The sequence below is a fragment of the Streptomyces sp. UF-297 genome, from assembly GCF_058245575.1.
This window is the reverse complement of sequence record NZ_JBSIBZ010000144.1, coordinates 1-14870: the sequence shown is the minus strand read 5'-3', so window position 1 is coordinate 14870 and position 14870 is coordinate 1. Positions and strand designations below refer to the sequence as shown.

General features: G+C 70.7%; 14 protein-coding genes and 1 pseudogene. 11 read left to right on the top strand and 4 right to left on the bottom strand.

The genetic code is table 11. From position 1 onward, the window contains the following. The first annotated feature begins 268 nt into the window (after positions 1-268). The 3 genes from xseA (at position 269) to AC4IJH_RS41590 (ending at position 2682) form a co-directional block, all read left to right on the top strand. The gene (gene xseA, locus AC4IJH_RS41600; RefSeq protein WP_490857237.1) at positions 269-1654 is read left to right on the top strand and encodes an exodeoxyribonuclease VII large subunit; all 1386 of its coding nucleotides are present in this window, start codon (positions 269-271) and stop codon (positions 1652-1654) included. A gap of 10 nt (positions 1655-1664) precedes the next feature. Continuing rightward, a complete protein-coding gene (locus AC4IJH_RS41595) occupies positions 1665-1916 on the top strand; it encodes an exodeoxyribonuclease VII small subunit (RefSeq protein WP_490857236.1) in 252 nt (83 codons plus the stop codon). 172 nt (positions 1917-2088) lie between these two features. Then, positions 2089-2682: a malonic semialdehyde reductase gene (locus tag AC4IJH_RS41590; protein WP_490857235.1), complete on the top strand. Its 594-nt coding sequence runs from the start codon at positions 2089-2091 to the stop codon at positions 2680-2682. A 269-nt stretch (positions 2683-2951) separates the two neighbouring features. Here AC4IJH_RS41590 and AC4IJH_RS41585 read toward each other — a convergent pair whose 3' ends face one another. Beyond that, complete coding sequence (locus tag AC4IJH_RS41585) at positions 2952-3488, bottom strand: DUF4245 domain-containing protein (RefSeq protein ID WP_490857239.1); 537 nt, start codon at positions 3486-3488, stop codon at positions 2952-2954. 259 nt (positions 3489-3747) lie between these two features. Between AC4IJH_RS41585 and glpX the strand changes: the two genes are divergently transcribed. Continuing rightward, a complete protein-coding gene (gene glpX / locus AC4IJH_RS41580) occupies positions 3748-4779 on the top strand; it encodes a class II fructose-bisphosphatase (protein ID WP_490857234.1) in 1032 nt (343 codons plus the stop codon). Between the two features lie 84 nt (positions 4780-4863). On the opposite strand, the gene AC4IJH_RS41575 is transcribed toward glpX, so the two are convergent. Together AC4IJH_RS41575 and AC4IJH_RS41570 are read right to left on the bottom strand one after the other, a co-directional pair. Next, entirely contained in the window at positions 4864-5232 is a 369-nt protein-coding gene (locus tag AC4IJH_RS41575; RefSeq protein WP_490857233.1) for a WhiB family transcriptional regulator, read from the bottom strand. A gap of 326 nt (positions 5233-5558) precedes the next feature. Further along, positions 5559-6221 carry a DUF1707 SHOCT-like domain-containing protein gene (locus tag AC4IJH_RS41570; protein WP_490857238.1) on the bottom strand — a complete coding sequence of 221 codons (663 nt, stop codon included), beginning with the start codon at positions 6219-6221 and terminating at the stop codon, positions 5559-5561. A gap of 218 nt (positions 6222-6439) precedes the next feature. On the opposite strand from AC4IJH_RS41570, the gene AC4IJH_RS41565 reads away from it, so the two are divergent. The 3 genes from AC4IJH_RS41565 to AC4IJH_RS41555 all read left to right on the top strand — a co-directional run bounded on the left by AC4IJH_RS41565 (position 6440) and on the right by AC4IJH_RS41555 (position 10441). Further along, on the top strand, positions 6440-8125 hold the full coding sequence (locus AC4IJH_RS41565; RefSeq protein WP_490857232.1) for a fumarate hydratase: 1686 nt from the start codon (positions 6440-6442) through the stop codon (positions 8123-8125). A gap of 111 nt (positions 8126-8236) precedes the next feature. Then, a complete protein-coding gene (locus tag AC4IJH_RS41560; protein ID WP_490857231.1) occupies positions 8237-8992 on the top strand; it encodes a hypothetical protein in 756 nt (251 codons plus the stop codon). A gap of 12 nt (positions 8993-9004) precedes the next feature. Further along, complete coding sequence (locus tag AC4IJH_RS41555; protein ID WP_490857230.1) at positions 9005-10441, top strand: hypothetical protein; 1437 nt, start codon at positions 9005-9007, stop codon at positions 10439-10441. On the opposite strand, the gene AC4IJH_RS41550 is transcribed toward AC4IJH_RS41555, so the two are convergent. Next, on the bottom strand, positions 10367-11365 hold the full coding sequence (locus AC4IJH_RS41550; protein ID WP_490857229.1) for a trypsin-like serine peptidase: 999 nt from the start codon (positions 11363-11365) through the stop codon (positions 10367-10369). The two genes, AC4IJH_RS41555 and AC4IJH_RS41550, sit on opposite strands and share 75 nt — an antisense overlap. A 113-nt stretch (positions 11366-11478) precedes the next feature. Here AC4IJH_RS41550 and AC4IJH_RS41545 point away from each other — a divergent pair, with 113 nt between their 5' ends. The 4 genes and pseudogenes from AC4IJH_RS41545 to AC4IJH_RS41530 form a co-directional block, all read left to right on the top strand. Beyond that, positions 11479-12879 (top strand): class II fumarate hydratase, encoded by a 1401-nt coding sequence (locus AC4IJH_RS41545; RefSeq protein WP_490857228.1) that lies wholly within the window; start codon positions 11479-11481, stop codon positions 12877-12879. Positions 12880-12935: 56 nt separating this feature from the next. Beyond that, a complete protein-coding gene (gene fomD, locus AC4IJH_RS41540) occupies positions 12936-13646 on the top strand; it encodes a cytidylyl-2-hydroxypropylphosphonate hydrolase (protein WP_490857227.1) in 711 nt (236 codons plus the stop codon). A 124-nt stretch (positions 13647-13770) separates the two neighbouring features. Continuing rightward, a complete protein-coding gene (locus tag AC4IJH_RS41535) occupies positions 13771-14460 on the top strand; it encodes a class I SAM-dependent methyltransferase (RefSeq protein ID WP_490857226.1) in 690 nt (229 codons plus the stop codon). Between the two features lie 47 nt (positions 14461-14507). Continuing rightward, positions 14508-14870: pseudogene (locus AC4IJH_RS41530) on the top strand (hypothetical protein); the annotation flags it as partial.

Sequence of the window (14870 nt, the reverse complement as noted above, 5' to 3'; positions counted from 1 at the left end):
GAGAGGTAAGCGCGCCGACCGAGGAGACACCCCCCGGCGCGGCCCCGACCCCACCCACCCGCAGACAGCGCAGCCCACCACAAACACCAACTCGGCCACGGCGAGCAAGACAACACCCAGCACCGAAGCCCCCTCGACCCCACCCAGCGCAGCGCCCCCGCACCGAAACCCCCTCGACCCCACCCAGCACAGCGCCCCCGCACCGAAACCCCGCCGCCCCCGCCAGCGCAGCGCCCCGGTGTCAGTGGCCGCCGATACAGTCGACGACATGGCTGTCAACACGTCCGCGGAAGCGCCGATCCCCGTCGGCGAGGTGTCCCGGCTCATCGGCGGATGGATCGACCGGCTCGGCGCCGTATGGGTCGAGGGCCAGATCACCCAGCTATCCCGGCGCCCCGGCGCAGGCGTGGTGTTCATGACGCTGCGCGACCCGTCGTACGACATCTCCGTGAGCGTCACCTGCTACCGCCAGGTCTTCGACAAGGTCGCGGACATCGTCAGCGAGGGCGCCCGCGTCGTCGTCCACGCCAAGCCCGAGTGGTACGCCCCCCGCGGCCAGCTCTCCCTGCGCGCCGCCGAGATCAAGCCCGTCGGCGTCGGCGAACTCCTCGCGCGCCTGGAGCAGTTGAAGAAGTCCCTGGCCGCCGAGGGCCTCTTCTCCGGCGAGCGCAAGCGCCCGCTGCCGTTCCTGCCCCAGCTCATCGGCCTGGTCTGCGGCCGCGCCAGCGCCGCCGAGCGCGACGTGCTGGAGAACGCCCGGCTGCGCTGGCCCGCCGTCCGCTTCGAGGTGCGCAACGTCGCCGTCCAGGGCGTGCACGCCGTCCCCCAGGTCATCGAGGCGGTCAAGGAGCTGGACGCGCTGCCCGAGGTCGACGTGATCATCGTGGCGCGCGGCGGCGGCAGCGTGGAGGACCTGCTGCCCTTCTCCGACGAGCAGCTCGTACGGGCCGTCGGCGCGGCCCGCACCCCCGTCGTCTCGGCCATCGGCCACGAACCCGACTCCCCCCTCCTGGACCTGGTCGCCGACCTGCGCGCCTCCACCCCCACCGACGCGGCCAAGAAGGTCGTGCCCGACGTGGGCGAGGAGCTGGCCCGTATCCAGCAGCTGCGCGCACGGGCGCTGCGCGCGGTCGGCGGCTTCCTGGACCGGGAGGAGCGCGGCCTGGCCGCGGCCCTCAGCCGCCCTTCGATGGCCCGCCCGCAGCGCATGGTCGAGGAGCGCGAGGAGCAGATCACCGCGCTGCTGGAGCGCAGCCGGCGCACCCTCGGCCATCTGCTGGACCGCGCCGACTCCGAGCTGACGCACACCCTGGCGCGGGTGGTCGCGCTCTCGCCGAAGGCGACGCTCCAGCGCGGTTACGCCGTACTGCAGAAGGCGGACGGTACGGCCGTACGCTCCCCCGAAGAGGTCGGCGCCGACGAGGAGTTGAGGGCCAGGGTCGCCGAGGGCGACTTCCTCGTCCGCACCACCTCCGCCACCACGACCGACGCAGCCGCCGACGCCGCACGCGGCGCGACCACCGACACGCCCCCCGGCACCACCCCCGCCACCACGACCGCCACCACCACCGACGACGCGCACGACGACGCGCACGACGACGCATCCAGCGCCACCACCACCGACGCACCCGGCGCTGTCACACCCCCCGCATAGGGTTGGAGCCATGGCGAAGACGGACAGCAAGGCAGCTCAGAGCGACTCCCCGCTGGGCTACGAGCAGGCCCGCGACGAACTGATCGAGGTCGTCCGCAGCCTGGAGGCGGGCGGCACGACCCTGGAGGAGTCGCTCGCGCTGTGGGAGCGCGGCGAGGAGCTGGCCAAGGTGTGCCGCCACTGGCTGGAGGGCGCCCGCGCCCGCCTGGACGCGGCACTGGCCCAGGCAGAGGACGCCGAGGACGACGAGACCGAGCAGTAGGCCGCGCGGGCCGACCACCGCGGCTCCCGCCCCGACCCGTCATGTGACCCTCACCCCGACCCACCATGTGAACTGGATCACAATGGCCAGTATTTAGTTGAAAATTAACACACTTCGCTTACGCTGGTCTCACCGACATACCGGGACCCCCGCCGACTCTCCGAGGTAGATCATGACTATCGCCCTTGACGCCGCCGCCCAGGACCTGCTGTTCCGCACGGCCCAGACCGCCAACACGTTCACGGACGAGCCGGTCACCGACGAGCAGGTCCAGGCCATCTACGACCTGGTCAAGTACGCCCCGACGGCCTTCAACCAGTCGCCGCTGCGCATCACGCTCGTCCGCTCCCAGGAGGCCCGCGAGCGCCTGGTGAAGCACGCCATGGGTGCCAACGGCGGCAAGACGCTGACCGCGCCGCTGACCGTGGTCCTCTCCGTGGACCTCGACTTCCACGAGCACCTGCCCAAGCTCTTCCCGCACGCCCCGTCCATCAAGGACGACTACTTCTCCGAGCGGGCCGTCCGCGAGGTCGCCGGCACCCAGAACGCCACCCTGCAGGCCGGCTACTTCATCCTGGGCATCCGCGCCGCCGGCCTGGCCGCCGGCCCGATGACCGGCTTCGACTTCTCCGGCGTCGACAAGGAGTTCTTCGGCGACGGCAAGCAGAAGTCCTTCCTGGTCATCAACGTCGGCAAGCCGGGCGCCGACGCGTTCTTCCCGCGGTCGCCGCGCCTGTCCTACGACGAGGCCGTCTCCACGGTCTGAGGTCCCCCGACCCGGCCCGGCCCCCGGCGCGCCAGGACCGACGGCCTGCGGCCGCGGTGTCCTCGACCGCCGGACGGGCCAGACTCGACCGCCGGACGGACGTGACCGAAGAGCCGGACGGGCCGGCTCGAAAAACACACGAGGCTCTGCCGCACCCACCCGGGCGCGGCAGAGCCTCGTCGTATGCCAGGCACACCAACGTCAGGCGCACCACCATCAGGCACACCACGCGCCTCAGGCGCGAATACGCACTGCGCCCCGCCGGGCGCTCAGCCCTTCTTCGCCTTCAGCGCCGCCGCCATCTCCGCCAGCCGCCCATAGGGCGCCGTGCCCGTGACGACCGTGGTGACGCCTTCCTCCTCGCGCACCAGGGCCTTGTACGTCTCGCCCTCGTAGCGGTCCCACTTCACCTCGCCCACGGCCTGGGTGCCCTTGACCTTCTCGGCGCCCAGCGTGACGTCCTTGATGAACTTGGGGGCCGGGGCGTCGCTCTGCTCCAGCGCGGCGTACTCCCGCTCCGGGTCCAGGAAGCCCATGTGCCAGGCACCGCCCCTGCCGTCGTTGCTCGCCTTGTACGAGACGGAGGTGGCGCGCCAGCCCTTGGCCAGGCCCTCGGGGGCGGCCACCGGGTACGGCGCCGCGCGGCGGGCCGTGGCGACCTCGACGCGGTAGTCGACCGTTTTGACCGCCTGTTCCTCGGCGGCCCTGCTGTCGTTGTGCGGGATGAAGAGATAGATCCCTCCGACGAAGGCGCCGATCACCAACATCGACAGGACCATGTCCCGCACCGTCTGCTTGCCTCGCATACCAGCCACGCCCCCTATCGTCCCCTATCCCCGAATCCGTACGAACCCGACCCCGGCCCATACCCCGGCCCCCGACCCAGGCCCCATAGCCAGCCCGCCGCCAGCCCCGCCGCCAGCCCCGCTCCAAGATCCCGGCATCACCCACAAGATCCCTAACGCCGCTCATGCGTAGGGCCCCCTGCTCATTTTCGCGACGTACCGATAAAGTCATAGCCACCCTCACCATTGCGGCCGTCGCCGTACAGAAAGGTGCGCTCCGATGACCGAGCACCATCTGCCGTCCCAACTCGAAGTCAGCCCCGAGGCTCCCGATCGCAACCTAGCCCTGGAGCTGGTCCGGGTGACCGAGGCAGGCGCCATGGCCTCGGGCCGCTGGGTGGGCCGCGGCGACAAGAACGGCGCGGACGGCGCGGCGGTCCGGGCCATGCGCGCCCTGATCCACACCGTCTCCATGAACGGCGTCGTGGTCATCGGGGAGGGCGAGAAGGACAACGCCCCGATGCTCTACAACGGCGAGCGGGTGGGCGACGGGACCGGCGCGGAGTGCGACGTGGCCGTGGACCCGGTGGACGGCACGACCCTGACCGCCAAGGGCATGGCCAACGCCGTGTCCGTCATGGCGGTGGCCGAGCGCGGCTCGATGTTCGACCCGTCCGCGGTCTTCTACATGGACAAGCTGGCGACCGGCCCCGAGGCCGCCGACGTCGTGAACATCTCGGACCCGGTCGCGGAGAACATCCGCCGTATCGCCAAGGCGAAGAAGTCCTCGGTCGAGGACGTCACCGTCGTCATCCTGGACCGGCCGCGCCACGAGGGCCTGGTCAAAGAGGTCCGTGAGGCCGGGGCCCGGATCAAGTTCATCTCCGACGGCGATGTCGCGGGCGCGATCATGGCGGCCCGCGAGGGCACCGGCGTCGATCTGCTGCTGGGCATCGGCGGCACCCCCGAGGGCATCATCACGGCCTGCGCGATGAAGTGCCTGGGCGGCACCCTCCAGGCCAAGCTGTGGCCCAAGGACGACGCGGAGCGCCGGCGCGCCATCGACGCCGGGCACGACCTGGACAAGGTCCTGCAGACCGACGACCTGGTCCGCGGCGACAACGTCTTCTTCGTCGCCACCGGCATCACCGACGGCGACCTGCTGCGGGGTGTGCGCTACCGCGCCGAGACCGCCACCACCCAGTCCCTGGTGATGCGTTCGAAGTCCGGCACGATCCGCACCATCGACTCCGAGCACCGCCTGTCCAAGCTGCGCGCGTACAGCTCGGTCGACTTCGAGCGCCCCAGCTGAGGGACGTCGCGGCAAGCCGCCGAGCACGGGCCGGGGCCCGCCATTCAGTGATGGCGGGCCCCGGCCCGTGCCGCGCAAGAACGTTCACCCCGCGGCGGGCATATGGGCCGATCCGCGGGCCGAGCGGAGTTCGCTGTCGCGACGGCGGCGCCGGGCCAGTACGACGCGCCGCTCGGCGGCGGTCAGCCCGCCCCACACTCCGTACGGCTCCGGCTGGAGCAGTGCGTGCTCGCGGCACTCGACCATGACCGGGCAGCGGGCGCACACCCGTTTCGCGGCCTCCTCCCGGGACAGCCGCGCGGCCGTTGGCTCCTTGGACGGCGCGAAAAACAGGCCCGCTTCGTCCCGGCGGCACACCGCCTCCGAATGCCAGGGGCCGGCCTCGTCGCGAGCGTGCACGCGCTGGGGCGGTACGACAGCGGCGTCCTGAAGAGGCTGATGCGGTAGCAGCACGGTCTACTCCTGACGACGGCTTCGGCGAAAGAGTCACCCTTGCCCGTCTCGCTGCGCACGACTTTTCGCACCCCGCAGCCGTACGAGAGACGATGCACCAGCCCTACCCGCTGTACGCGGGCTTATGCACTCGGTTGTCATTGGGGCCGCAACCAGCGCCCTTCGTTGAACGCCTGACGAATTCGGCGCCCGATTTCCCGTCGAATGCCAGGCGTTCACACCGCTCGGCATTTCGATCCCCGGACCCCTTACCCGCACCCTCGTCCCGTATACACGACCCGCGTCACACAAACGCGATACCCGGCACCCGGCGCCCGAGGTCCGGACTAATGCCGCTCGCCGTGCCCCCGCAGCCGGCCGTGCAGATCGCGGATCCACTTGCCCCGCTTGGGCTTGGCCTCGACGCTGCCCAGCAGGGCCAGTCCGCTGACGGTGACCACCGGGGCGTTGGCGTCCTCGGCCTCGTTGGCCCGGATCTCGAAGGCGCCGAGCACGCCGGAGCCGCTGTCGCGCAGCGTGATGTTCTCCGGGACCCGGATCTCCACCGAGCCGAAGATCGAGATGCAGTTGATGTGCACGTGCTGCTGCTGGAATATCGCCTCGGTCAGGTCGATCTCCACGCTGCCGAAGACGGCCAGGGCGTTGATGCGCGCGGGGACGTACCAGCGCCGTTTGCGGGTCGAGGCGCTGAAGATGGCGACGAGGTTCTGGTCCGAGGGCGGCGGCTGCGCTCCGGAGTACGCGGCGGGCGCGGGCCGCGGGGCACCGCCGGCCACCGGCAGGTCGTGCACCACGGGCTCCAGCTCGCCCATGGTCTTGGCCCGGTAGACCCGCTCGATCCGCTCGGCGTGCTCCTCGGCGTCCAGCCGGCCCTCCGCCAGGGCCTCGCGCAGGATCTCCGCCACCCGGTCGCGGTCCGCGTCCGAGGCGCGGATGCGCGCACCGGCCGCCGCCGGGGGCACCTCGGCCTCCACCACGGGCTTGGACAGGTTCACCGGCTGCTGGGCTCGCTTGTCGAGCGACGATTCTTCGGCCACGGCACGCAGCCTACCGAAACGCGATAGATCGCGACTAGGGGAATCGGGGTATCGAGTACGGCCGGTGGTGAGCCTTACCTCACAGCGGCGGGCGCCCGGCGGGGTTCTACGCTGTTCACGCGCTGCCGCAGATGTCAGCCGAAGCCACCGTCGAGTGAGGAATGGCCCTGATGCCCCCGTCTCCCCGCCCAGCCAGCCCGGCATTCGCCTACACCGACCTTTTGCCTGTCGGCGAGGACAACACCCCGTACCGCCTTGTCACTTCCGAGGGTGTGAGCACCTTCGAGGCGGACGGCCGGACGTTCCTCAAGGTCGAGCCGGAGGCGCTGCGCAAGCTGGCCGCCGAGGCGATGCACGACATCTCGCACTATCTGCGCCCGGCCCACCTCGCGCAGCTGCGCCGCATCCTGGACGACCCCGAGGCCAGCCCGAACGACCGCTTCGTGGCGCTGGACCTGCTCAAGAACGCCAACATCGCGGCGGCGGGCGTACTGCCGATGTGCCAGGACACCGGCACGGCCATCGTCATGGGCAAGCGCGGGCAGAACGTCCTGACCCAGGGCCGCGACGAGGAGGCCCTCAGCCGCGGCATCTACGACGCCTACACCCAGCTGAACCTGCGCTACTCGCAGATGGCGCCGCTGACGATGTGGGACGAGAAGAACACCGGCTCCAACCTCCCGGCGCAGATCGAGCTGTACGCCAACGACGGGGACGCCTACAAGTTCCTGTTCATGGCCAAGGGCGGCGGCAGCGCCAACAAGTCCTTCCTCTACCAGGAGACCAAGGCGGTCCTGAACGAGGCCTCCATGATGAAGTTCCTGGAGGAGAAGATCCGTTCGCTGGGCACCGCGGCCTGCCCGCCGTACCACCTGGCGATCGTGGTCGGCGGCACCAGCGCCGAGTACGCCCTGAAGACCGCCAAGTACGCCTCCGCGCACTACCTGGACGAGCTGCCCGCCGAGGGCTCGCCGACCGGCCACGGCTTCCGCGACAAGGAGCTGGAGGAGAAGGTCTTCGAGCTCACCCAGAAGATCGGCATCGGCGCGCAGTTCGGCGGCAAGTACTTCTGCCACGACGTGCGCGTGGTCCGGCTGCCGCGGCACGGCGCGTCCTGCCCGGTGGCCATCGCGGTCTCCTGCTCCGCCGACCGCCAGGCCGTAGCGAAGATCACCGCCGAGGGCGTCTTTTTGGAGCAGCTGGAGAAGGACCCGGCGCGCTTCCTGCCGGACACCACCGACGAGCAGCTCACCCAGGGCGCGGGCCCCGACCTCGACGCGGTGGCGATCGACCTGAACCGGCCGATGGACGACATCCTGGCCGAGCTGACCCGGCACCCGGTCAAGACCCGCCTCTCGCTCACCGGCACGCTCGTGGTCGCCCGCGACATCGCGCACGCCAAGATCAAGGAGCGGCTGGACGCGGGCGAGGAGATGCCCGAGTACCTCAAGAACCACCCCGTCTACTACGCGGGCCCGGCCAAGACCCCCGAGGGGTACGCCTCCGGGTCCTTCGGGCCGACCACCGCGGGCCGTATGGACGCCTACGTCGAGCAGTTCCAGGCGGCCGGCGGCTCGAAGGTGATGCTGGCCAAGGGCAACCGCTCCGCGCAGGTCACCGACGCCTGCCGCGCGCACGGCGGCTTCTACCTCGGCTCCATCGGCGGCCCGGCCGCCCGTCTGGCGCAGGACTGCATCAAGAAGGTCGAGGTCCTGGAGTACGAGGAGCTGGGCATGGAGGCGGTCTGGCGCATCGAGGTCGAGGACTTCCCCGCGTTCATCGTCGTGGACGACAAGGGCAACGACTTCTTCCAGGACACCAGCGGTCCGGTACTGAAGATCGGCCGACGCGCCTGACGCTCCGCAGCCCGCAACAACTGCCACCCTCCGCGCCCGTCCGATTGCGGAGGGTGGTGGCGTGTTCGAGGCTGGGTTCATGATCCGTTCTCGTACGGAAGGAACCCGGCCGTGCTCCGCAAGAGGACTCTGAACGTCGTCATCGGCGTCGCCGTGAGCAGCGTGCTCACCATCGGCGCTACCGCCGCCGCGGCGCCTCCCTCGCCGGCCCCGTCACCGTCGCCCGCTCCGGCGGTCTCCCCGACGCCCACCCCCACGCCACCCGCCTGGACCTGGACCTGGCCCTGGGACAAACCGGCCGCCTCCCCCTCGTCCACCCCCTCGGGCAAGGCCTCCCCCTCGCCGTCCGGATCGCCCTCCCCGACCGGATCGCCCTCCCCGCGGCCGGAGATGCCCAAGCCCCCGGCCGACGCGGGCTTCCTCTCCTCCATGTTCCGGGCGTTCGCCAAGATGGCCGGGGCCATGGCCCCGGTCGCGGAGATCGGCGGGCAGATCCTGGGCGGTGAGCGGGACGAGAAGAAGCTGCTTCAGGCGCAGAAGGCCGCCGACCAGGGGCTGGACAACCTGCTGGCCATCATCCCGACCAAGGCCATGTCCAAGGAGCTCTCCCCCGGCCAGGCGCAGAGCCTGCGCAAGAACTTGAAGACGACCGCCGAGATGCTCAAGGCCGATGTCCGGCAGATGATCCAGGCGGCCGTGAAATTCGACCCGGCGAAGGTCGTGTTCGTCGGCGCCACGATGGCCTCGCACCTGGTGATGCTGGCCTTCGACGTCTTCGCCGGATTCGGGGTGGAGTTCGTCCAGGGGTTCTTCAAGAACTTCTTCAAGTTCCCGGGCGTCCCGCCGAAGCCGCCTGCCGCGAAGTGAGCCGGCGGGGCCATGAGCGATTTCGAACCCACCGGACTGGGCCAGCCCGAGGAGCCGGACGAGCCGGTCGACATGAGAAAGGCCGACGAGCCCGCGGCCAGACCCCGCGGGCCCCGGCGCCAGGGGCCCTGGCCGCGGCGGCTGGAGCGGGCGAACCTGGTGCTGCTGGTGGTCGCCGCCGTCGCCACCACGGTCTTCGCCGCCCGCTACTTCGGCAACAACGACATCGAGGCGGGCCACACCCAGCGCAGCGGCTGGGAAGCCCTGCTGGTCAGCGGCTCCGCGCTGCTGGTGTTCGCCTCCGCCGCACTCTTCCGTCCCTTCCGGCTGACCGTACGGCGCATGACGCTCACCTGTGTCGCGGCGACGCTGGTCTTCGCCGTCGCCATCGTGACGGTGTGGCAGCTGGTCCACCACGACAAGGCGCTCGACACGATCGTGGGCACCACGGTGACCGACGGCCGCCAGTCCGACGCCTATCTGGCCAAGGCGCTGCCCGGCGTACAGGTCAAGAAGATTCCCACGGGCCTTTACATCCAGGGCGTGAAGTTCGAGGGCCCCGAGGAGGTCAAGGTCAACGGGTACGTCTGGCAGCGGCTGGACGCGGATGCCCCCAAGAGCGAGCGGGGGGTCGTCTTTCCCGAGGCCCCGGACGGCTACGCGGGCCTGCACAAGGACGAGGACGTGGTCTACGAGGCCAAGACCGGCGAAGGCAAGATCACCGTCGGCTGGCACTTCAACCTGACCCTGCGCCAGAAATTCGACTACTACCACTACCCGCTGGACAAGCAGAACATCTGGCTGCGGATGTGGTCGGCCAACTCCGGAGCCGTGGTGCTGGTGCCGGACTTCGCGTCCTACCCGCCCTGGAAATTCCACGACTTCGGGCTGGACCAGGACATGGTGTCGCAGGAGTGGACGCCGTACTACACGGCCTTCAGCTACGGCGCGCACCAGTACAACATGACGCAGGGGCTGGCCGACTACCAGCCGGGGGCCTTCGCGTCCGCGCCCGAGCTGTACTTCAACATCGGGGTGCAGCGGGCCTATATCGGGCCGCTGGTCGGCAAGTTGATGCATTCGCTGTTCATCGCGGCCGTGATGTTCCTGGCGCTGTTCATCTACACCCGCGACACGGACAAGAAGGGCCGCTACGGCTTCAGCACCTGGACGGCGATCGGCTTCGCGGTCTCCATGCTGCTGGTCATCGTCGTGGACCAGCAGCAGATCCGGGAGGTCGCGGGCGGCACCGCGCTGACGTATCTGGAGTTCTTCGCCATCGCGCAGTACATCGTGATCATCGGGATCTTCGCCAACGCCCTGGTGATCAGCACCGACGCCGACATCCCGGCGCTGGACTGGAAGGACAACCTGCTACCGGTGCTGCTCTACTGGCCGGTCCTTGTCGGGCTGTTCTTTCTTTTCACGCTGCTGGTCTTCGCAACCTAGGACCGCGGTGTGCTGCTGGCCCTCGTACAGCTTGCGGGCCGTGTCGTTGAACATCGCGACCCAGGCGACCTGCCCCGAGCCCTCCTTGGCGGGCCGCGCGCTGACGACGCCCACCTGGACCCCGTCCCCCGTGTCGGGGTTCAGGTGGGCATAGACGGGGCCGCCGCTGGCGCCGTTGGTCATCCGGCAGGGGTTGAGCTCCTCGCCGCCGGACAGCTTGGGGTCCAGGATCGGGAAGGAGGAGCTGTAGCAGTAGTTGAGGCTCTCGCCGTCGAAGGGCTTGGCGTACGGGTAGCCGAGCGCGGTGCGGTTGCCCCACTCCATGGTGAAGGTGACCCTGCGGGCGCCGACGGCGTCCTGGACGCGCTGCCCCTTCTCGTTGGGGCCCAGGGTGACGAAGGCGAAGTCGGCGGAGTGGTTCTCCTCCACGGTCCACGCCGGGGCGGCGGCCAGGGAGCGCGCGACGAAGGTGCCGTGCGGCTTGGCGCCCTTGTGGTAGCCGGGCACGAACAGCAGCTTGGCCATGTAGCCGCCGACCGACTTGAGGTGCACGCAGTGGGCGGCGGTGGCGATCAGGGAGCGGTTGCCGGCCTCGACGACGGCCCCGGTGCAGCTGGCGTGCTGGCCCTTGGGCAGGACCATGAACAGCCGCCCCACCGTCTGCACGGCCTTCGCGTCGCCCGGCCAGGGCTTGCCGTCGGAGATCGGGAGGGGCTTGGGGCTCGCGTCCTGCGGGCCCTGCGCTCCGGCGAGGGCGTTGCGGGTGGTGGCCTGCCGCATCCGCTGCGGGGTCCAGTACGCCCGTACGGCCCGGTCGGCGACGGTGGCGGCCGAGGCGTCGGCCCCGGGGGTGCGCGCGGCCTCGGCCCCCCTCGGAGCCGCGTGCGCACCGGCCGGCGCAGCGGCGGCGAACGCACTCGTCACGGCGAGTAGGGAAAGAGATGCGGAAAGTAGTCTCCTCATGATCCGAACTTAAGGGCGGGAACGGGAACACGCACGGCCACCGGCACGCTGTCCCTGTTGGAGGTGGGTCGACGATGACCGATGACAACGGGACCGGGTTCCGGACCGAGCACGACTCGATGGGTGAGGTGCGGGTGCCCGCACACGCCAAGTGGCGGGCGCAGACTCAGCGCGCGGTGGAGAACTTCCCGATCTCCGGACAGCGCCTGGAGCGCGCGCACATCGAGGCGCTGGCCCGGATCAAGGCCGCGGCCGCCAAGGTCAACGCCGAGCTGGGCGTACTCGACAAGGACGTGGCCGGCGCGATCCAGGAAGCGGCGGGCGAGGTCGCCGAGGGCCGCTGGGACGAGCACTTCCCCGTCGACGTCTTCCAGACCGGCTCGGGCACGTCCTCCAACATGAACACCAACGAGGTGCTGGCGACGCTGGCCACCGAGCGGCTGGGCCGCCAGGTGCACCCCAACGACCATGTCAACGCCAGCCAGTCCTCCAACGACGTCTTCCCCTCCTCGATCCACATCGCGGCGACGGCGGCCGTCACCGGCGATCTGATCCCGGCGCTGGAGCACCTGGCGGCCTCCCTGGAGCGCAAGGCCGACGAGTTCGCGGATGTGGTCAAGTCGGGGCGTACGCACCTGATGGACGCCACGCCCGTCACGCTGGGCCAGGAGTTCGGCGGGTACGCCGCCCAGGTGCGCTACGGCGTCGAGCGACTGCGTGCCTCGCTGCCGCGGCTGGCCGAACTCCCCCTGGGCGGAACGGCGGTCGGCACCGGCATCAACACCCCGCCCGGCTTCTCCGCCGCGGTGATCGCCGAAGTGGCGCGCGCCACGGGGCTGCCGCTGACCGAGGCCCGCGACCACTTCGAGGCGCAGGGCGCGCGCGACGGCATCGTGGAGACCAGCGGCCAGCTGCGCACCATCGCGGTCGGCCTGACCAAGATTTCCAACGATCTGCGCTGGATGTCCTCGGGCCCGCGCACCGGCCTCGCGGAGATCAACCTCCCCGATCTTCAGCCCGGTTCGTCCATCATGCCCGGAAAGGTCAACCCGGTGATCCCGGAGGCCGTGCTGATGGTCGCGGCCCAGGTCACCGGCAACGACGCCACGGTCGCCACGGCGGGCGCGGCCGGCAACTTCGAGCTGAACGTGATGCTCCCGGTCATCGCCAAGAACGTCCTGGAGTCCGTCCGCCTCCTGGCGAGCGCCTCCCGCCTGCTGGCCGACCGCACCGTCGACGGCATCACCGCCAACGCCGAACGCGCCCGCGAATACGCCGAGTCCTCCCCCTCGGTGGTCACCCCCCTCAACAAGTACATCGGGTACGAGGAGGCGGCGAAGGTCGCCAAGAAGTCGCTCGCCGAGCGCAAGACCATCCGCCAGGTCGTCCTCGAATCCGGGTACGTGCAGCAGGGCCTGCTCACCGAGGCGCAGCTGGACGAGGCGCTGGATGTGCTGCGTATGACGCATCCGTAACGGTCGTTGCGGCTTACGTCACGGCACGGCCGCCGCATCGCCCCTAAGATCTGCGCATGACAGCGGACACGGTGGGGACTGCGGACGGCGGCACGGCCGACATCGCGCGCTGGGCGCCGGGGGAGCACATCCTCTGGCGCTATCGCGACAACCGTGCCGATGACGGCTCGGCCGCCGACCGCTTTCACATCTGTCGCCCCGTCACCGTCGTCCAGGACACCGACGAACTGCTCGCGGTGTGGATGGCCCCCGGCACCACCTGCGTCAAGCCGGTGCTCGCCGACGGGACCCCCGTCCACCGCGAGCCGCTCGCCTCGCGCTACACCAAGCCCCGGCGCACCGTCCACGACCGCTGGTACGGCACCGGCGTGCTCAAGCTGGCCAGGCCCGGGGACCCGTGGTCGGTCTGGCTGTTCTGGGAGCACGGCTGGCGGTTCAAGAACTGGTACGTCAACTTGGAAGCGCCGCGCGCCCGTTGGGCGCAAGGTGTGGATTCCCAGGACCATTTCCTGGACATCGCCGTCTATCCTGACCGGCACTGGGAATGGCGTGACGAGGACGAGTTCGCCCAGGCCCAGCGGGACGGCCTGATGCCGTCGTCGCAGGCCGCTGACGTACGGGCCGCGGGGCGTGCGGCGGTGGCCCACATCAGGGCGTGGGGCGCGCCTTTCGGGGACGGCTGGGAGAACTGGCGGCCCGACCCGTCGTGGCGCGTGCCCGAGCTTCCCGCTGACTGGGACCGCGAACCGGCCCGTGTGCGGTCATGAGGGCCCCGAGCCCCCTTGATGCGCCCCTGTGGTCCAAACGTAGGATCGTCCTCCGCAGGACTGCACAGGCGCAACTCCAGAACGGGAAACTGAACTTGACCGCGGTCGCAGGAGGGGCGGGTTCGTGAGCGGCGACAGCTACGAGGGGTACGAGGGCCTGAACCGGTTAGTGCTGGACCGGGCGGGCCAGGCCGAGGCCTTCGACGCGATAGGCGACCGGTACGACGACGCCTTCCCGCACAAGGAGGGGCAGCTCGCCTCGGGCGCCTGGATCTGCGAGGGCCTGCCGCCGGGCTCCCGCGTCCTGGACGTGGGCTGCGGCACGGGCCTTCCGACGGCCCGTCAACTGACCGAGGCGGGACACCACGTGGTGGGCATCGACCTCGCGCCCGCGATGGTCAAGCTCGCCCGGGACAACGTGCCCGCGCCCGGCGCCGAGTTCCACCTCCTGGACCTCGTGGGGCTGCGCGACGGGCACCTGGGCGGGCCCGGTTCCTTCGACGGCGTCACCGCCTTCTTCTCCCTGCTGATGCTGCCGCGCGCGGAGATCCCGTACGCGCTGCGGATGCTGCACACCCTGCTGCGGCCCGGTGGCCTGCTCGCGCTGGCCATGGTCGAGGCGGACGTGGACGACTTCCCGATCCCGTTCCTGGGCAACACGATCCGGGTATCGGGTTACCTGCGGGACGACCTGCGTCAGGTCGTACGCGACGCGGGCTTCGAAGTCACCGCGGAGGACTCGTATGCGTATGCCCCGGCCAGCACGGACGTACCACCCGAGATCCAGCTCTTCCTGCACCTGCGACGCGCCTGACACGCAGCGCGCCAGGCGCGCGGCCCCGGACGGATGGAACCCCACGCGTGACGGAGCACCCCACCTCCCACCCCTCGCGGCAGGCGGCCTCGCCTGCCGCGTCCCCGGCGACCCCGGTGCACGCGCCCGGTGCGCCCGCCGATCCCCGGCACTGCCTGCGGCAGCCGGCCGACGCCCCACAGCGGACGCAGCAGGCCGGGCCGGACACCGCCCTGCTGCCGGATGCCGACCGGGCCGCGCAGCCCGGGCGGGCCTGGCCCGCGACGGCCGCAGGAAGCGAACACTGCGCCGGTGCGCAGGCCGCCTCGGCCCACGGGGGGCCGGATGCGCCGGGCGCTGACGCCCGGGTGGCGGGCGCGGACCGCGACGCCGCGCGGTCCGTCGCGCGGGGCGGTCGCGCGCCCCTGGAC

Coding starts and splice junctions, on each gene's coding strand:
- AC4IJH_RS41595 (WP_490857236.1), top strand. CDS start 1,665: ATGGCGAAGACGGACAGCAAGGCAGCTCAGAGCGACTCCCCGCTGGGC.
- glpX (WP_490857234.1), top strand. CDS start 3,748: ATGACCGAGCACCATCTGCCGTCCCAACTCGAAGTCAGCCCCGAGGCT.
- AC4IJH_RS41565 (WP_490857232.1), top strand. CDS start 6,440: ATGCCCCCGTCTCCCCGCCCAGCCAGCCCGGCATTCGCCTACACCGAC.
- xseA (WP_490857237.1), top strand. CDS start 269: ATGGCTGTCAACACGTCCGCGGAAGCGCCGATCCCCGTCGGCGAGGTG.
- fomD (WP_490857227.1), top strand. CDS start 12,936: ATGACAGCGGACACGGTGGGGACTGCGGACGGCGGCACGGCCGACATC.
- AC4IJH_RS41555 (WP_490857230.1), top strand. CDS start 9,005: ATGAGCGATTTCGAACCCACCGGACTGGGCCAGCCCGAGGAGCCGGAC.
- AC4IJH_RS41590 (WP_490857235.1), top strand. CDS start 2,089: ATGACTATCGCCCTTGACGCCGCCGCCCAGGACCTGCTGTTCCGCACG.
- AC4IJH_RS41545 (WP_490857228.1), top strand. CDS start 11,479: ATGACCGATGACAACGGGACCGGGTTCCGGACCGAGCACGACTCGATG.
- AC4IJH_RS41585 (WP_490857239.1), bottom strand. CDS start 3,488: ATGCGAGGCAAGCAGACGGTGCGGGACATGGTCCTGTCGATGTTGGTG.